We start from the raw sequence: 15,417 nt of genomic DNA, 5'->3' as shown, positions 1-15,417 counted from the left end.
GGTGTTGATCTTTCCCGCGCCCATTCTACTCTGCATCGGCGGAGAATTTCTGCTCCTTTGGCCATATATTTACTAAGCTAATGATCGGGTTAGATAAGTGCGCGTTTGCTGCCGCCTTTGACGCCCAATACGAATGGATTGATACCAGTAAGTGCTTGTCTTTTTGAGGCAATTCTAAACCAGCCAGCTTGATTCGCCTGATCCATGGCGCACTGATTAAGCGGGCACTTCAGCGGAGGATGGGTAATGAAATTAGCATGGTGTGTGGCGATGGCGAGCTTGGCCTTGGGCGCGTGCTCCTCACAATCGGACGGCCCTTCATCTGGCGTTACCTATAATGCCAGCGATATGCAGGCTTGCCTTATCCTCGCGACTTTGGGAACCTCTAAAGAGCGCTGGGAGCAACAACAACCGGAGTTCAGTCAGGTTAATCGCGAGCTAGGCGGCGACACGCTGCATATTCTAGAGCTCAGCTATGACCAAGGCGACGAACTGCTGGTCTCAGCCTACGCATGTCAGGATGGTTAACCCGAACACGCTTTATTGTTTCACCGCTAGACCGGAAGTTGTATGTCAGATCGCTTATTTGCCAGGGCAACGGCTGTACTTAAGAAGTCCGTTGCCTTGATGATGAAACACAAGATTGCTGCTACCCCGCATAACTACGCCCTTTGGTATCTCTATGTCGAGAACAACAAAGACGAGTTAAAACAGGCCATGGAGCAAACCCTCGACACCTATCAGACGATTCCTCCCTCCCAAGGAGATCAGCTCTACAACCAGTTTATCGAGGAAGAGCAAAACCTTGAGGTTAAAGAGATGCGCCAAAACCTGGAAGCCATGGTGCAAGAACTGCAGCACACCATGCGTGATACAGGCACCGACACCGCTAACTTCCAAAGCACCATCGACAGCAGTTTCGATAAGCTGGAGAACGCCGAGCGTGATGGCATGGCGCTGGATCAGGTTATGGACCTTGTCCGCCACCTGATCGATCAAGCCGCAACCATCCGCAAAAGCACCAACTTCTTCAATGAGCAGCTAAGCAGTGCCCAGGAAGAAATTTCCAAACTGAAAGACCAGCTCAAGCAAACCGAAGAGCAAGCCATGCACGATGCCCTGACCGGCATCTATAATCGTCGCGCTTTCGATCTCGATTACCAGCAACTCCTGCAACATAAGCGCGAGTTTGCGGTAATCGCCTGCGATATCGACCACTTCAAGGCATTTAACGACAACTACGGACATGTGCTCGGCGATCAGGTGCTAAAGGTGGTGGCCAAGCGCTTAAATGAAGGCTGCCGCGAAGGGATGAAGGTTTATCGCTACGGCGGTGAAGAGTTTATGGTTCTGATGCCTGATGCTGACCTGCGCAAAGCCCGCTACCTGGCAGAAACCATGCGCCGGGCAATTGAAAAGCTATCGCTCAAAGACCGCCGCGCCAATCGCCAGATCAAGAACATCACCACCTCCTTTGGGGTGGCGGTCTTCGACAAACTGGCACCGAAACGCTCTCCGGTCGAAGAGGCCGACAAACAGCTTTACGAGGCCAAGCGACTCGGGCGCAACCGGGTGATGCCGATCCTTAACTAAGGATTTAGTTTGCCAAGCTAGCTGCCTTAACCGGCGGCTTGCTTAGCATCGTCACAAGCAAGCTGAAGAAACACAGCACAATGTTAAACAAGGGGATCTGCAGGTTTAGCGGCATGGTGTAGACTATCGCCACCGCCGGTATCCAAATCAGCCAGTTGGTCAGCACCATACTCAGCACTTTTTGCTGCCAGAAACGGCGGTTTAGCTCCCGCCCCATACCCCGAAAGACAAAGCCGCGATCCTTCCAGTGATATACCAGAGCGATACCCGGAATCGACCATAGCGCCGCATAGATAAACTGATCCACCGCCACCTTGGTGGCCACGGTTTGCCAGTCCGCCCCTTCGCCAAATACCCGCGCCTGCCACTGGTACACCAAGTCAACCTCTACCCCTTTGTAAGCCCATAGCAGCCCCAAGCAGAGTATCTGCGGCCAGATACGTCCGCTCACCTGACCACTCCAATAAGCAATCGCGAAGGGGATTAGCCCACCAAACAGCGCGGTGGCGACAGCACTGAAACGCCATTGGTACTGCGCCTTAAGCGATGCGAGTTGGTCAAATGCCAACTGCGCGGCAGGCCAGTGAAAGTAGCTAAGCGCCAACATCAGGGCAAACAGCTGTAGCAAAATTCCCGGTATCAGGTTGCTACGCAGCGCCTGTTGAATATCATGGATTAGCGAGCGGTTGAGCATAGTCTCTCCTTGTATAGTCGCTCCAAGATACGCAAAATCCTCCCCAACAAGGATTGTGATTTTTAGATTGTTGCTAGTGTTTTTTGTTGTTGATTCCCACGACACCAATGCGGCAATGGAATAATGGAAGAAACTGATGTGGAAAGTATTCACAGCCGTCGTGTTGGTCGTCGCAGTGGGTTTGGTGGGGCGGGTAGCCTTCCCACCACCAAGCGCTCAAGCACCGGTAAACAGCCCCTCCGCCCAGCTCACCCCACTGGCTTATGGTGAGTTTCCGGCAACCCCGAGTGCGATAGTATGGCTAGAGCCACTGCAGCAATGGTGGATTAGCAGCGCCCTGCCCCAAGATAAGTTAGCCAATCAAAATTCCATGCTCTATCGTTTTGACGCGCAGCTCTCCACCGGCGATAGCGTGCCGTTGCCCGCGTCTGGCAATGTCAGCGATTTCAGCATCATCGACCAGCAGTTGGCCGCCCTCGACGGACAGGGGCGCTTTCTGCTGTTTGGCGACTATGCTACCTCTCGCTTGGCCCATCGCCGCAAGCTGTTGCGCGATGGCCTGTCCCATCAGCTCGCCGCCTTTGCCTGGCTTGCGGAATCGCAACAACTGATTACCTGTGAACAGCAAGGCAAGCGCCTGTGCTACCTGTTTGATCGCGAGCTGAAACTGCAGAAAACCCTGGAGCTGCCACCGCTAAGTAATGGCGACAGTAGCTACAGCATCGATAGCTTGGCGGTCCACCGTGGCACCTTGCTGGGCTTAAGCCGCAGCCACCAGCTGTTGATAGAGATTAGCTCTCTTGCCAACCCGGCATTACGGCCCTACTTGCTGCCGTTAGATATTGACGAGCGGGCATTGTCACTCACCACCCAGGATCAACAACTGGTTTTGCTGACTGTAAATAATCAGCAAACTGATGGCGTTAAGCTTTGGACTATAGACAGATAAACCGCTGGAGCTTCGCATGTTAAACGCAGCCATTGTCGGCTTTGGCCTATCAGGGCGGGTATTCCATGCCCCCTTGCTCAGTGCCAGTGAGGATTTTCACCTAAGCACTATTGTCAGCAGTCAGCAGCAAGCCATTGCTGAGCTCTATCCTGATGCCAAAACCGCTAGCTTTGAGGCGGTACTGGCAGACCCTGCCATCGATCTGGTGGTGATTGCCACCCCCAACGATCTGCATGCACCCTTCGCTCAGCAAGCTTTGCTGGCTGGTAAGCATGTGGTGGTCGAAAAGCCAGTCGCCATTCAAAGTGAAGAATGTCAGGTGCTGGCAGAGCTTGCCGAGCAGCAGCAGCGCTGTTTAAGCATCTTCCATAACCGCCGCTGGGATGGCGACTTTCAGACCATCACACAGCTTTTGGACGAGCAAAAACTGGGGCAGTTGCACACCTACAAGGCTCACTTTCATCGCTACCGTCCTCAGGTTAAGCAGCGCTGGAAGGAGCAAGACTCCGCTGGCGGTGGGGTACTTTACGACTTGGGCGCCCATTTGCTCGATCAAGCGCTGTGCCTGTTCGGCCTGCCCGAGCGGCTGTCTGCTCAGGTAAAAGCCCTACGCAGCGGCGCGCAAGCGCCAGATTTCTTTGATATTCAGTTGTACTATCCGGGGCTGAACGTACAACTTAGCTGCAACTCATTGGTGGTTGAGCCCGGCCCTCGCTATGAGCTGCATGGCGCTCTGGGCTCCTACGCCAAGTGGGGCACCGATCCCCAAGAGTCGCAACTTGCCGCTGGCCAGTCACCTAAGGCCAAGCACTTTGGCAAAGACGTACAGCGCAGTGAGTGTCACCTCGCCAATAAAGCTTTGGTGCATCAAAAGATGCAACGCGGCAACTACCCGGCGTTTTATCAAAATGTTGCGGCTGCAATCCGTGGCGAAGCACCTTTAGAAGTGACCATCGAGCAAGCCCGCTTGGTGATCTATCTCATCGAGTTGGCGATGCAAAGCGAAGCCGAAGGGGGCCGCCCGCTGGCCGTGGCAAAGCCTGCTTAGATCAATACCTTAAAACAGAAAGCTGTTATCCTGATCACAGTCTATCTAGTGGTTATTAGTCGTGATTTCGTTAGCTGCTTTCTGTTTAGTTTTTCTTGGCGCATTAGTGCAGTACACCGTTGGCTTTGGCATGGCGGTGGTGGCAGCTCCGCTACTGTTCTTACTCTCCCCAATTTATGTGCCCGGCCCACTGGTTATCCTCGCGCTGGTTGTCTCAATCCTGAGCAGCTATGAGAACCGCAAGAATATCTCCTTAGGCGGCCTGAAAGCGGCGCTTATTGGTCGACTACCCGGCTCGATTGTCGGTGGCGTATTGCTCACTCAGATTGATGTCTCCGAACTATCGCTATGGCTTGGCGTAGCAGTGCTAATCGCTGTGGTAATCAGCCTGTTACCATTTCGGGTTAACCCCACTCCAAGGAGGCTGGCAGTAGCTGGCTTTCTATCCGGCTTTATGGGTACCAGTACCTCAATTGGGGGCCCGCCGATGGCGCTGCTGATGCAGCATCAACAGGCCGACCTGCTGCGGGCTAACTTGGCGGCGTTCTTCCTGGCCAGTAGCCTGATGTCTTTGGCGGTCCAGATCCCCACTGGCTATATGAGTTGGCAACACCTGATGGCGAGCTTGCCGCTCATCCCGGCGGTAATTCTGGCATCACGGGCTTCCAAGAAAGTACGCCGTTGGCTTCCTCCAGAGCAGATGCGCTATTGGTCGCTGGGGCTTTGTGCTATATCAGGGTTAACCGCGATTATCGCTTCATTCTAGGAGCGCAGCTCCTAAAGCTTTGCGTAACCCTATCCGATCAAAGGAACCTATAGCCATGTGGCAACAACATAGCTTCAGCTTAAAGCCCCGCGCCCGAGGCTTTCACTTAATCACCGACGAGGTGAGCAGACACCTTTCCATGCTCTCAAGCTACCAAGTGGGCCTGTGTCAGTTGACCTTACTGCATACCAGCGCCAGCCTGACCCTCAATGAGAACGCCGATCCCAGCGTGCGTAGCGACATGGAAGCCCACTTCCTGCGACTAGCGCCGGAGAACGCCCCTTACTATCAGCACACCTATGAAGGTGCCGACGATATGCCCGCCCATATCAAGAGCAGCCTGCTCGGCGTTAGTCTCAGCCTGCCGATCCGCGATGGCCAGTTTGCCTTGGGTACCTGGCAAGGCATCTACTTAGGCGAACACCGCAACCACGGCGGCTCCCGCAGAATCATTGCTACAATCAATGGTGAGCAGTATTAAGCTCTGCCTCTGCGCAAGATCACATTAGAAAGCCCCGAATTCACCCCGTCTAATTTTCCTTTAGCTTACCATCAATTATATTGATGGTTTTTAGCTTGGATCTTGCCGGATATGCGTAAATACACCCTCAAACAGCTAAGTGTTTTTGATGCGGTTGCCAGCGCAGAGAGCGTCAGCGATGCCGCTAAAGCATTGTCGATGACCCAATCGGCAGTGAGCATGTCTTTGCAGCAGCTGGAAAAGCAGCTTGATCGGCAACTCTTTGAAAGGAGAGGGAATCGTCTGGTGTTGAGTCATTGGGGCAACTGGCTCAGGCCGCGCGCCAAACAGCTGCTGCAATCTGCCGATGAGATTGTCTCAGGGCTGCATCATCAGCATGTACTTAGCGGCGCGATCCGGGTTTGTGCCAGTCAAACCGCGGCTGAACATTTATTGCCGACCCTAATCAGTAAGATTGATAGTGACTTTCCCGATATTCATATCGAGCTCACCTCAGCCAATAGCGACCGGGTCATCGAGAGTCTGCTCGATTTCGAATCCGACCTAGGTGTTATTGAAGGGTGGCTGAGCGATGACCCCAGGCTGCATCGCGAAGCCTGGCTGGACGACCACTTAGTCATCATCGCCTCGCCTCATCACCCCTATGCCGGCTATGAGCAGGTGTCGTTGTCACAGCTAGAGCAGGCCCAGTGGATCTTACGCTCATCTGGCGCAGGCACCCGACGCACCTTTAATGGCGCGGTGCAAGGTAAGCTGGAAACCGTTAACGTATGGCGAGAGTACGACAGCGTGGCGGTTATCAGAGCACTCGTAGCGAACGGCCCCTACCTAAGCTGCATTCCCTACTTTGATGCGGTCAACGATGTGGAAGCTGAGCGGCTGGTGATTATCAATACGCCGGAGCTGGACTTGCATCGCAGTATCTCGTTTATCTGGCGTAATGACAGTTTAGAGAGTCCGATAAGAGAGGGGATATTGCGGGAAGCCCGGCGACTGGTGCGCCGCCGGGGTAATTGGCCAGCTAACTCAGGTTTGTAAACCTAAGCGGCTTGGCCTTCTTTGGCAACCTGTTTGCCGCGGCTGATAAATGCAGCCAGCTCCGAACGGCGAAGCATCCCGAGCAGTCGACCGTTCTCAACAACCGGATACTGGCTAGGCATATGGGAGGCCGCTTCCAACAAGCGTTGCTCAAAGCTTTGTGGTTCATGGCTCATTAAGAAGCCACCACCGTTAACCGGGTAAAGCTTGTCTTTGTTCACAATCATCAACTCAAGCACCTCAATCAGGCTCTCGTTGGGTGATAGCACCTTGGTCTTGCGTTTTACCAGGCTCTCCACGGTGGTGCTAGAGTCTTGATCGAACTCTTCTGACCACCATAGGCGTAGCAGGTCTTGCTCGCTCAAAAAGCCCAGGTAGCAGCCGTCTTCAGCGACGACTGGCGCGCCGCGCAGGCGGTAATCAACCAGCTGGCTAAGCGCCTGCTTGACGGTGATATCTTGGTTAAGGGCAAACGGATTCTCTTCCATAAGATCCGCAACAAGGGTTGAAGATAAACGCTGATACATAAATGAGTACTCCTCAAGCGGATTGGATGAAAGTGCATTAGCAGCACTCGGTTTTTTGTGGCCACTGGCTTGTTCCACATACCAGTTACCCAACCCGATAAACACCGCGCCACCGACAATATTGCCCAAGGTGACCGGGATCAGGTTGTGCATAACAAAGTGCAGCCAAGTCAGATCGGCGTAATGCGCAATCTCGACCCCTTCGCCCAGATTCAGATAGCTGCCTGACAGGCTGCGGGTCATAATGCCCAGTGGCACCATAAACATGTTGGCAATACTGTGCTCAAAGCCGGTGCTGACAAACATCGCCACAGGCAGAATCAGCATCAGACTTTTCGCCCATGACTCTTTGCAGGTAAAAGTCATCCAAATACCTAAGCAAACCAGCATGTTACAAAGCAGGCCCAAGCTAAATGCCTGCAGCCAACTATGGTGAATCTTATGTTGAGCGATGTTCAGTACGTTGACGCCCCAGGAGCCGGCATGTAGCTCGGGCAACTTAGCCATTAGCACCAAGGCCAACATCACAAAGGCGCCAATCAGGTTGCCCAGATAGACTCGCGCCCAGCAGGTCAGCAAATCACGTCCGCGGACATGCCCTTCCGCCCAAGCGACCGAGCTCAACACGGTGCTGGTAAACAGCTCGCCACCACAGACCACAACCAGCATCAGCCCCAAGCTAAATGCCAGCCCACCGGCCAGACGTGTCATGCCCCATGGCATGCTTGCAGCACCGGTGGTCACCGTGGTGTAGAAAATGAAGGCAATCGCGATGAATACGCCGGCAAAGACGGCTAAGCCAAGCGACTGAGCTTTGGCCTTCGCCACTTTGGCGCTGCCATAGCTCGCTGCGTCTTCAACCAGACTGGTTGCTGCAGCTTTAGGAAAACGATGAATTTTAGCAGACACGACCCACTCCCCCTGCTCGCCACTTCCAGAGAACTTACATCAGGTAAGTTACTGAGCGGCAATTGTTACCGGAGTAGCAGTCTATTGAACTCAGCAATAATTAATATCTGATAATTCTCATAGTAAATATCAATTAAATTGATTTGGAGGCAATTGCAGCAGCTAGCAATAAAACTCAGTCAAGCACCACCAACTCATCCAATGCTGCGGTTCCCGCAGCCAAAGACTCCTTGCTGCGCTTGGACAGTCGTTTGATCCGATACTCGTAACGGGCAGCTTGGGATTTACTGCCCACCTTTTGTTGAAACACCAATAACAGTGGTCCCTTCCCCTTGAGAAACTTCGCACCTTGGCTGGCGTGTTGATGCGAGTGAAAACGCCTCTCTACATCGTTAGTGATGCCGGTATATAGATGCCCATGGCGGGTACGAATCATATACACGCTCCAGTTATCCTCACTGCAGCGAACCACCGAATCTTGCGTCAATTTACCCTCGATTTGTGTAGAAATAACTAAAAATCAAACAATTCACTTGCCATTAAGTACTTGTTATTGCTTAAATATCCGCCATCCTACCAAACATAGGTGGGAGCGACTAACTTACAAGAAAAGCAGAGCCCTATCTCATGAAGATGGGGACCCCAAGGACTTACAATGATAATACTTGTTGGCGGGGAGAAGGGTGGTACCGGAAAGACCAGCCTCTCACAAAACCTTGCCGCTTGTTTGCAACTGCGCACCCAAAGCCGGGTAGCGTTGGTCGATTGCGATCCCCAGCGCTGCACATCGCAATGGGAGCAAGCACGGCAACAACTATCACTACCGAAAATCGATTGCGTACAACTCTACGGTAATATCGGCAACGATCTGGCCAGCCTGCAACGCAGCTATGGCATCGTGATCGTCGATTGCGGCAGCAGCGATCAGCGAGCCCTCCGCTCCAGCTTTATGGTGGCCGACTATGCCCTGCTACCGCTGCGCCCCAAGTTGGGCGACCTGCGCACCCTCTCTCAACTCAACGAGCTAATCTATACCTGCAAGTTGGTTAATCGCAAGCTCAAGCATGCCATTGTGCTCACCCAGTGCCCGGTCGCCACGCCCCTGCAAGCGCGCCTTGCCGATGCGATCCAGGTGTGTCGCGACAACGGGGTCAAGCTATTGTCTGCCGCCACCCATGAACTGGACATCTACGACGACTGTCAGGCCTCGGGCTATAGCGTAGGAGAGCTGGAACCTCATGGGCATGCAGCCCAAGAGATCGAAGCGATTGCCGAAGAACTGTTAATGGAGCTGGAGCTGTTGCCAGAGATGGAGCAGGTTAGCTAACCGCCCTGCCACAGATAGTCTTTGAGTCGGACCTTCGCGCCGATAAACACCACGCCCTCTTCTTCCAGGTGCGCGCGTTGGCGTAGATAGGCATCTGAGCCCTTGGGAAAAGACAGCTCACCCTTGGCATTGATCACCCGAAACCAAGGAAGCCGGCTGTCTTTGGGCAACTGCTTGAGGCAGCGCCCGACCGCTCGGGCCATCCGTGGGTAGCCGGCCATCTCGGCGACCTTACCGTAGGTACACACTTGGCCGGCGGGGATATTGGCAATCACCAGATAAAAGCGTTGCAGGTATTCGGGCTGGCTCATGTTTAGCTAATCAGCCACACTTCCATAGCCCAGTCCCAGATGGTTTCCCACTTGGGCTCGACATCATCAAAGCCCTGCCACAGGCCAATCTGGTTGTCTTCGCGGATAACGTAGTAGTCCTCGCCCCGCTGGCAGATCGGGATAAGGTGACGGGGCACGCCTTGACTCCAGGCCTCAGCCGCCACCTCGGGCAAGTAGGTATGCATATTCGGGTCGGCAATGGTCACTGGCTCCAAACTGCCAATCACCAGACTGCTTACCGTAAGCTGAAAGGTACGTAAGTCGCTAGGCATCGCCATCAGAAGCTGTTCCTCAACCTCAACCAACTGCACCTCATTTGGCAACTCCATGGGATAATCGCCACTTTGATCGGCCGCTTTTAGCTCATCTATTTCATCAAACATGTTATTTCTCAACGCTTAGTGCTGGGCTAAGTTTAGCTTTATGCGGGTTTGATAAAAAGGCATGATAGCGGCACGTTCGCTTAGCCCTTGACGTCTATGAAGAATTCCAGTCCACACTTTAGCGCAGAGCAGTTCCACCACGGCGATGCGCCAGTTTTCAGCGGTACCGATCCACAGTTTAAACGCGATGCAGAGATCAGCCGGGTGAGCTATCAGGCAGCGCACCATAACCCCACCGCCCCCAGCGGCCAACAAGGCGGCGGAGCGCTCGTCGGTAAGTGGCTCTATTGCGAAGAACCGGGCAAAGCCGAAGGCCTGCTCAAAAGTGGTGTAGAGCTGTTTATGGACTCCCACCTCGAGCCCCACGCGGTGATTGGCTTGCACCAGCATCACGATACCGAAGAGCTCTACTACCTGCTGGAGGGCAGCCTCACTATCACCTTGTATGACCAACAGCAGCAACGATGTGTTGAGTTATTGCCGGGGGATTGTCACTGCATCCAGTGCGGTCAGGCCCATGCAGTAAGCGCAGGTGAGCAAGGAGCACGCTTTATGGTGGTGGCCGCCAAGGCGCCGCTATGAGCAAGGTCATTCGCAGCACCGCGATTATCGGCAGCAACTGGGGCTTAACCTACCTGCGACCACTGCGTGAGCGCGGCATTCAGCCCAAGCTGTTAGTCGGCCAAGATCCAGCGCAACTGGCCGTTATTGCCAAGCGCGAAGGCTTTAGCGGCTTTAGCACCAATGTCGTTGATGCACTGGATTGCGATCTAGTGATTGTTGCCAGCCCGGCAGACAGCCATAGCGCTATGCTCAGTCAATTGGACGGCCCCTCACTGATCTGCGAGAAGCCACTGCTCGGCACCCGCAGCCCACAACACTCACTACCCGCCCATGCTGACCAGCTCTGGGTGAACTATGCCTTCCCCCAATTACAGACGGCCCAGCTGGCAGCGCAACATCTTGGCGAGCTTGGCACCGTGAGTAAGGTCAAGCTGCGCTCTGCGGTTAACTTGCCGCTGCAGTTTACCTTGGAACAATGGATACTGGAGACCAGCTCCCACCCTCTGGCTTGGCTGCTTCATCAGTTTGGAGAGCCCCGCTTATTAAAGCGGCGCAGCTACGCGCGACAGCTGGAGCTGCAGTTTGCCTGTGGCGATACTGAGCTAGAACTGAGCTTTAGCCTGAGCGGATTTGAAGGTATTTACCATCACTTGGAGCTAGTCGGTAGTACTGGCAACATGCAGTTCTCCGGCTACTACTATCCCGGCCAAGCGTGGCAATATCGTCCGGTCATCCTCAATGGGCGCCCCCTTAATCAAGGCGAGTACAGCGACAGTGATTGCTGGCTGGATGCCAATAATCGTAATGTGCAATTGATGATCGATCAGTTTGAAGGCCGCCTCAGCCGCACTCAGGCGCGCCGCCAAGGGCTGTTTGATGTTGAGCGCGCACTCTGGTTAGATAAGCTCATGACCACTCCCTGCCCAGTCAGTCTGACTTAAGTTCATCATAAGTAACCAATCATGCTTGAATCCCTTGTTCTCGAAAGCCAACTCCCCGCCGACAGCGCTGTTATCTGCCTACACGGCTTGGGCGCCGCCCCGCAAGATGTTGCCCCTATCGCGAAGTTTCTGTCACCGGGCCTGCCCAACACTCGCTTTATCTTTCCCGCAGCGCCTTATCGTCGGGTAACCGCTAACGGTGGCTACGAGATGCGTGCTTGGTACGATATCCTGCGCTTCGAGCCACAGAGAGAACTCAATCATCAGCATATTGAGCAGATATCCCAGACAGTGCGCGAGCTGATTGTCCAGCAACGCAAACAAGGTATCGATAAGGTGGTACTGGCCGGCTTTTCCCAAGGCGGAGCGATAGCTTATCAGACAGCACTTTCTCACCCCGAGCTACTGGCAGGCTTAGTGGTCATGTCCAGCTACGTGCCCAGCGAGCTAAGCCGTTTCGATTCAAGCAAGCCCTTGCCCACCTTGATTCAACACGGCAGCTTAGACGATGTAGTAGCACCAGCGCTTGCCGACCATGCCAAGCAACACCTCGAAGCATTGGGGCTACAACCGGAACTTGAGCTTTATCCGATTAGCCATACCATCGGCCATCAGCAAATCAAATCGCTTGAGCGTTGGCTAGAGGCAACGCTAGGCTCACCAAGCATCTAACTTCTCCTTTATGCCTATCATGAAGAGCACGATGCACCTCACCTACTTACACATGGGGCTTGATGCGCCACAGGCGCGCTCTTTATGTGCTTCCCAAAATTAAAGCCGGTCAGCTTCGCAAGTGCTGAATGCAAAACGCTCCGCTCGTTAGCAGCTGGTACTGTACGATTGATAAACCGCGAAGCCTTTCACATGGGGGAGGAGCAGGGGTTTCGAGAAGCAGCGCTTCGAGCCTGCGGAGCGCGTGCAGCTCTGCTGCTCGCTGGACGCCCCACCCTGTGGGCTGATGGGGACGTCTGTCACTGGGTAATGTGGTTTAAGGTAAGGCCTGCGCTCGTGGTGAGTAGGAGCCAATACCAGAGGTATTGTCTCCGCCTGGCGTTCGGCGCGCTGCGCCTCACCTACTTACACATGGGATTTGATGCGCCAAAGGCGCGCTCTTTACCTGCTTCCCCATGCAAAAGCAGGTCAGTTCGGTATGCGCAGAATGAAAAAAGGCCCCGCTCAATGAGCAGGGCCTTTCTATTGGGTGCCTGGCAGTGACCTACTTTCACATGGGGAAGCCCCACACTATCATCGGCGCAGTTGCGTTTCACTTCTGAGTTCGGCATGGAGTCAGGTGGTTCCACAACGCTATTGCCACCAGGCAAAAACTTGTCTCTTAGCTCGTCTGCTTTAGTGCCACAGCCGAGGTAATCATTCGAGAGGCAGGCATTATAACCAGCTAATCGGGAATTACAATCCCTATCGATAGGGGCTAACTACACTTGTATTAGATGCTTTACAGGAATCTGCCATGTTGACCCGACATCCCCCTTGGTTAGAGGGAGGAACCCTCGCCTTAGCCCTAATAGCAGGCAGCCTCAACGTAGTCGGACTGCTCGCTTTTGAGCACCAGGCCATCTCCCATCTCAGCGGTGTCGCGTCGCGACTCGGTGAAGACTTAGCGACCGATCAAAGCCATACACTGAGCCTTTTAGGTATCTTAGTCAGCTTCGCGCTCGGTGCAGCCCTAAGTGGATTCATTGTGGGGCGATCAGCGCTAAGGTTAAGCCACAACTACACCTTGGTGCTCGCCCTAGAGTCCCTGCTCATAGCAGGTACTCTGTTAGCAATTGATAACCAAACTCCTATCAGCCACTACCTAGCCGCCATCGCCTGCGGCCTGCAAAACGGTATGTTCACCACCTATAGCGGTGCCATATTGCGAACCACCCATGTAACCGGCATCGTGACCGATCTCGGGCTAATGCTCGGACGGCGACTACGCGGCCACAAGCAAGACCAACGAAAAGCACGACTATTTCTGATCATTCTCAGCAGTTTTATCCTCGGCGGATATATCGCAACCAAGCTATTTAACACCCATGGCTATCAGGCACTGTGGTTCCCACTGAGTATGTGTCTGTTGTTGCTGGTCGTGCATGGAAGCTATTTAATGATCGCTAGAAAGCCACTCGATATGTCTTAGCAGCACTCTTGCTCAATCTGATACAACAGCTCAAGCGCAGAGGCATCTTCACAAGCTTCGAAGTATTCGTACAAAGGATTCAGCTGATTGCCAATAAAGTGCAGATTGTCACGTTTCATCTTTGCTTGCTCGGCCCTCTTTTGCTGAAAGTACTGACACCATGTCTCCCCGCCACTTCCAGAATCAAGCTGACTTTCTAGTTTTGCTATCAGCGTGTCAGCCTTTCCATCACAATCTAGCCCGCAAAAACTCACGTAACGATCTAGCTCTTCAACAGCATCTTTCATTGGTCTTCCTTACTACCTATTCTATGACCGACAAGGATTAACATTACATTTATCAACGAATACTGAGCAATTAGCACGCCGGAAGCTATCTCGTTGTTTTTCTTGAACTAATAACTCTTTGCTAATCAAACAGGTAGGACCAGACCCAACAAAATGTGGACTTTGCGACACTCGCTGCTGTTTTCGAAACTGGTGCCTTAGCCAACATAACTAACTGTTAGACTCTAGCCATAGGATAAAACTAACAGCAACTTGATGGTCAGTTTATGAAAGTAGATAAGGTCACTAAGGTATGGGATTCAGGCAAGCATTGCGCGTTTACCGACCTATGTATGTTTAACGGCTCTCTCTGGCTGTGTTTCCGTGAGGGTGACTCACATGTCAGCCCCGATGGCCAAGTACTGGTTCTCAAGTTCAACTCAAGCGACAACTGCTGGCAAGAACAGGCGCGGATAATCCTTGCCGATGCAGACTTGCGCGACCCCAAGTTGATGGTCTTTGAAGAGCAACTAATGCTGACCTGCGCGGCGAAGCAAGGTTTCGACGAGCGCCCCTACCACCAAAGCTATCTAAGTTGGTCAAGCGATGGCAAACAGTGGAGCGATCTCAAGCCGGTGGCAGAAAAGAGCATGTGGCTCTGGCGAAGCCGCGCACTTAGCGACGGCATTTATTCCATCGGCTACAAGGCTGCGGAACAGCAAATCACCCTCTACCGTATGGACCAAAGGACCTATCAGCCATGGGTAGCGCCATTGTTTAGTAAACAGCTAAATGGCCTTGGCTATCCCAACGAGCACGACATGTGCTTAGTAGACGGTAGCCGCGCAGCCTGTCTTCTCAGACGCGATGCAGATACTGCATCAGCTCAGCTAGGCATTGCGGATCCCCCTTACACCGACTGGCAATGGCACGATCTCGGCACGCGTATTGGCGGACCAGCAATGATTAAGCTCAGCAGCGAGCAGCTACTTTGCGCTGTGCGCCTGTATGAGCCCGTCCGCACCAGCCTTTGCTGGCTACATTTGGGCGACAAACCAGAACTAGAGGAGATCCTTACCCTTCCTTCAGGCGGAGATTGCAGCTATCCGGGCTTAGTACAGCAAGGAGATAAGATCTATTGCTGCTACTACTCAAGCCATGAAGATAACTGCTCGATCTACTTCGCAGAGTTGTCTCTGTGATTGATTAGCTCTCTGAATGAAGGGTTTCTAAACCTTTTACCGAGTCTTTGCTCGTTGGATAAGAAAGCTACTTACACACAGGCGCGCTTTCCACCTGCTTCCCCATGCAAAAGCCGGTCAGTATCGTGTGCGTTGAATGCAAAAAGGCCCCGCTCGTTAGAGCAGGGCCTTCTTATTGGGCGCCTGGCAGTGACCTACTTTCACATGGGGAAGCCCCACACTATCATCGGCGCAGTTGCGTTTCACTTCTGAGT

General features: G+C 53.4%; 19 protein-coding genes and 2 rRNA genes. 13 read left to right on the top strand and 8 right to left on the bottom strand.

The window, feature by feature from the left end; translation table 11 throughout:
• Positions 1-246 precede the first annotated feature (246 nt).
• Both G461_RS0101895 and G461_RS0101890 read left to right on the top strand, forming a co-directional pair.
• Entirely contained in the window at positions 247-528 is a 282-nt protein-coding gene (locus tag G461_RS0101895; RefSeq protein ID WP_157360213.1) for a hypothetical protein, read from the top strand.
• Positions 529-570: 42 nt separating this feature from the next.
• Positions 571-1,593, top strand: a complete 1,023-nt coding sequence (locus tag G461_RS0101890; RefSeq protein WP_026970547.1) for a GGDEF domain-containing protein — start codon at positions 571-573, stop codon at positions 1,591-1,593.
• A 4-nt stretch (positions 1,594-1,597) separates the two neighbouring features.
• Here G461_RS0101890 and G461_RS0101885 read toward each other — a convergent pair whose 3' ends face one another.
• The gene (locus tag G461_RS0101885) at positions 1,598-2,287 is read right to left on the bottom strand and encodes a hypothetical protein (protein ID WP_026970546.1); all 690 of its coding nucleotides are present in this window, start codon (positions 2,285-2,287) and stop codon (positions 1,598-1,600) included.
• A 136-nt stretch (positions 2,288-2,423) separates the two neighbouring features.
• Between G461_RS0101885 and G461_RS0101880 the strand changes: the two genes are divergently transcribed.
• The 5 genes from G461_RS0101880 (at position 2,424) to G461_RS0101860 (ending at position 6,569) form a co-directional block, all read left to right on the top strand.
• Complete coding sequence (locus tag G461_RS0101880; RefSeq protein WP_026970545.1) at positions 2,424-3,236, top strand: hypothetical protein; 813 nt, start codon at positions 2,424-2,426, stop codon at positions 3,234-3,236.
• A 16-nt stretch (positions 3,237-3,252) separates the two neighbouring features.
• Entirely contained in the window at positions 3,253-4,284 is a 1,032-nt protein-coding gene (locus G461_RS0101875; protein WP_035478981.1) for a Gfo/Idh/MocA family oxidoreductase, read from the top strand.
• Between the two features lie 61 nt (positions 4,285-4,345).
• Positions 4,346-5,050, top strand: a complete 705-nt coding sequence (locus G461_RS0101870) for a sulfite exporter TauE/SafE family protein (protein WP_026970543.1) — start codon at positions 4,346-4,348, stop codon at positions 5,048-5,050.
• 55 nt (positions 5,051-5,105) lie between these two features.
• Positions 5,106-5,531 (top strand): secondary thiamine-phosphate synthase enzyme YjbQ, encoded by a 426-nt coding sequence (locus G461_RS0101865; protein ID WP_026970542.1) that lies wholly within the window; start codon positions 5,106-5,108, stop codon positions 5,529-5,531.
• Between the two features lie 111 nt (positions 5,532-5,642).
• Entirely contained in the window at positions 5,643-6,569 is a 927-nt protein-coding gene (locus G461_RS0101860; protein WP_026970541.1) for a LysR substrate-binding domain-containing protein, read from the top strand.
• A 2-nt stretch (positions 6,570-6,571) separates the two neighbouring features.
• On the opposite strand, the gene focA is transcribed toward G461_RS0101860, so the two are convergent.
• Together focA and G461_RS0101850 are read right to left on the bottom strand one after the other, a co-directional pair.
• Positions 6,572-8,005 carry a formate transporter FocA gene (gene focA / locus G461_RS23000; protein ID WP_051333293.1) on the bottom strand — a complete coding sequence of 478 codons (1,434 nt, stop codon included), beginning with the start codon at positions 8,003-8,005 and terminating at the stop codon, positions 6,572-6,574.
• Positions 8,006-8,180: 175 nt separating this feature from the next.
• Positions 8,181-8,492: a GIY-YIG nuclease family protein gene (locus G461_RS0101850; RefSeq protein ID WP_245587131.1), complete on the bottom strand. Its 312-nt coding sequence runs from the start codon at positions 8,490-8,492 to the stop codon at positions 8,181-8,183.
• 168 nt (positions 8,493-8,660) lie between these two features.
• On the opposite strand from G461_RS0101850, the gene G461_RS0101845 reads away from it, so the two are divergent.
• The gene (locus G461_RS0101845) at positions 8,661-9,332 is read left to right on the top strand and encodes an AAA family ATPase (protein ID WP_026970539.1); all 672 of its coding nucleotides are present in this window, start codon (positions 8,661-8,663) and stop codon (positions 9,330-9,332) included.
• On the opposite strand, the gene G461_RS0101840 is transcribed toward G461_RS0101845, so the two are convergent.
• A complete protein-coding gene (locus G461_RS0101840) occupies positions 9,329-9,643 on the bottom strand; it encodes an MGMT family protein (RefSeq protein ID WP_026957415.1) in 315 nt (104 codons plus the stop codon). The genes G461_RS0101845 and G461_RS0101840 overlap by 4 nt on opposite strands.
• Before the next feature lie 2 nt (positions 9,644-9,645).
• Positions 9,646-10,047 (bottom strand): SMI1/KNR4 family protein, encoded by a 402-nt coding sequence (locus G461_RS0101835; protein ID WP_026970538.1) that lies wholly within the window; start codon positions 10,045-10,047, stop codon positions 9,646-9,648.
• Between the two features lie 96 nt (positions 10,048-10,143).
• Between G461_RS0101835 and G461_RS22995 the strand changes: the two genes are divergently transcribed.
• From G461_RS22995 to G461_RS0101820, 3 genes are read left to right on the top strand one after another with little or no spacing between them, the layout of a single operon-like run.
• Positions 10,144-10,629 carry a cupin domain-containing protein gene (locus tag G461_RS22995; protein ID WP_035478972.1) on the top strand — a complete coding sequence of 162 codons (486 nt, stop codon included), beginning with the start codon at positions 10,144-10,146 and terminating at the stop codon, positions 10,627-10,629.
• Positions 10,626-11,552 (top strand): Gfo/Idh/MocA family oxidoreductase, encoded by a 927-nt coding sequence (locus G461_RS0101825; protein WP_026970537.1) that lies wholly within the window; start codon positions 10,626-10,628, stop codon positions 11,550-11,552. The genes G461_RS22995 and G461_RS0101825 overlap by 4 nt, the downstream gene beginning before the upstream one ends.
• Before the next feature lie 21 nt (positions 11,553-11,573).
• A complete protein-coding gene (locus tag G461_RS0101820; protein ID WP_026970536.1) occupies positions 11,574-12,224 on the top strand; it encodes an alpha/beta hydrolase in 651 nt (216 codons plus the stop codon).
• A 531-nt stretch (positions 12,225-12,755) separates the two neighbouring features.
• Here G461_RS0101820 and rrf (G461_RS0101815) read toward each other — a convergent pair.
• Positions 12,756-12,871: ribosomal RNA gene (rrf, locus tag G461_RS0101815) — 5S ribosomal RNA — on the bottom strand.
• Positions 12,872-13,020: 149 nt separating this feature from the next.
• Between rrf (G461_RS0101815) and G461_RS0101810 the strand changes: the two genes are divergently transcribed.
• The gene (locus tag G461_RS0101810; RefSeq protein ID WP_026970535.1) at positions 13,021-13,695 is read left to right on the top strand and encodes a YoaK family protein; all 675 of its coding nucleotides are present in this window, start codon (positions 13,021-13,023) and stop codon (positions 13,693-13,695) included.
• Here the strand turns inward: G461_RS0101810 and cowN are convergent.
• A complete protein-coding gene (cowN, locus tag G461_RS0101805; RefSeq protein ID WP_026960547.1) occupies positions 13,692-13,982 on the bottom strand; it encodes a N(2)-fixation sustaining protein CowN in 291 nt (96 codons plus the stop codon). The genes G461_RS0101810 and cowN overlap by 4 nt on opposite strands.
• A 266-nt stretch (positions 13,983-14,248) precedes the next feature.
• On the opposite strand from cowN, the gene G461_RS22990 reads away from it, so the two are divergent.
• Positions 14,249-15,163, top strand: a complete 915-nt coding sequence (locus G461_RS22990) for a hypothetical protein (RefSeq protein WP_035478969.1) — start codon at positions 14,249-14,251, stop codon at positions 15,161-15,163.
• A gap of 181 nt (positions 15,164-15,344) precedes the next feature.
• Here the strand turns inward: G461_RS22990 and rrf (G461_RS26585) are convergent.
• Positions 15,345-15,417 (bottom strand): 5S ribosomal RNA (rrf, locus tag G461_RS26585); the annotation flags it as partial.

The organism is Aliagarivorans marinus DSM 23064 (genome assembly GCF_000429485.1).
Lineage (GTDB): Bacteria > Pseudomonadota > Gammaproteobacteria > Enterobacterales > Celerinatantimonadaceae > Aliagarivorans > Aliagarivorans marinus.
This window is presented reverse-complemented; position numbering and strand designations above follow the sequence as displayed.

Bases quoted from the DNA above. Each gene is read 5' to 3' on its own strand.
- G461_RS0101895 (WP_157360213.1), top strand. From the start codon at position 247: ATGAAATTAGCATGGTGTGTGGCGATGGCGAGCTTGGCCTTGGGCGCG.
- G461_RS0101890 (WP_026970547.1), top strand. From the start codon at position 571: ATGTCAGATCGCTTATTTGCCAGGGCAACGGCTGTACTTAAGAAGTCC.
- G461_RS0101885 (WP_026970546.1), bottom strand. From the start codon at position 2,287: ATGCTCAACCGCTCGCTAATCCATGATATTCAACAGGCGCTGCGTAGC.
- G461_RS0101880 (WP_026970545.1), top strand. From the start codon at position 2,424: ATGTGGAAAGTATTCACAGCCGTCGTGTTGGTCGTCGCAGTGGGTTTG.
- G461_RS0101875 (WP_035478981.1), top strand. From the start codon at position 3,253: ATGTTAAACGCAGCCATTGTCGGCTTTGGCCTATCAGGGCGGGTATTC.
- G461_RS0101865 (WP_026970542.1), top strand. From the start codon at position 5,106: ATGTGGCAACAACATAGCTTCAGCTTAAAGCCCCGCGCCCGAGGCTTT.
- G461_RS0101860 (WP_026970541.1), top strand. From the start codon at position 5,643: ATGCGTAAATACACCCTCAAACAGCTAAGTGTTTTTGATGCGGTTGCC.
- G461_RS0101845 (WP_026970539.1), top strand. From the start codon at position 8,661: ATGATAATACTTGTTGGCGGGGAGAAGGGTGGTACCGGAAAGACCAGC.
- G461_RS0101840 (WP_026957415.1), bottom strand. From the start codon at position 9,643: ATGAGCCAGCCCGAATACCTGCAACGCTTTTATCTGGTGATTGCCAAT.
- G461_RS0101835 (WP_026970538.1), bottom strand. From the start codon at position 10,047: ATGTTTGATGAAATAGATGAGCTAAAAGCGGCCGATCAAAGTGGCGAT.
- G461_RS22995 (WP_035478972.1), top strand. From the start codon at position 10,144: ATGAAGAATTCCAGTCCACACTTTAGCGCAGAGCAGTTCCACCACGGC.
- G461_RS0101825 (WP_026970537.1), top strand. From the start codon at position 10,626: ATGAGCAAGGTCATTCGCAGCACCGCGATTATCGGCAGCAACTGGGGC.
- G461_RS0101820 (WP_026970536.1), top strand. From the start codon at position 11,574: ATGCTTGAATCCCTTGTTCTCGAAAGCCAACTCCCCGCCGACAGCGCT.
- G461_RS0101810 (WP_026970535.1), top strand. From the start codon at position 13,021: ATGTTGACCCGACATCCCCCTTGGTTAGAGGGAGGAACCCTCGCCTTA.
- cowN (WP_026960547.1), bottom strand. From the start codon at position 13,982: ATGAAAGATGCTGTTGAAGAGCTAGATCGTTACGTGAGTTTTTGCGGG.
- G461_RS22990 (WP_035478969.1), top strand. From the start codon at position 14,249: ATGAAAGTAGATAAGGTCACTAAGGTATGGGATTCAGGCAAGCATTGC.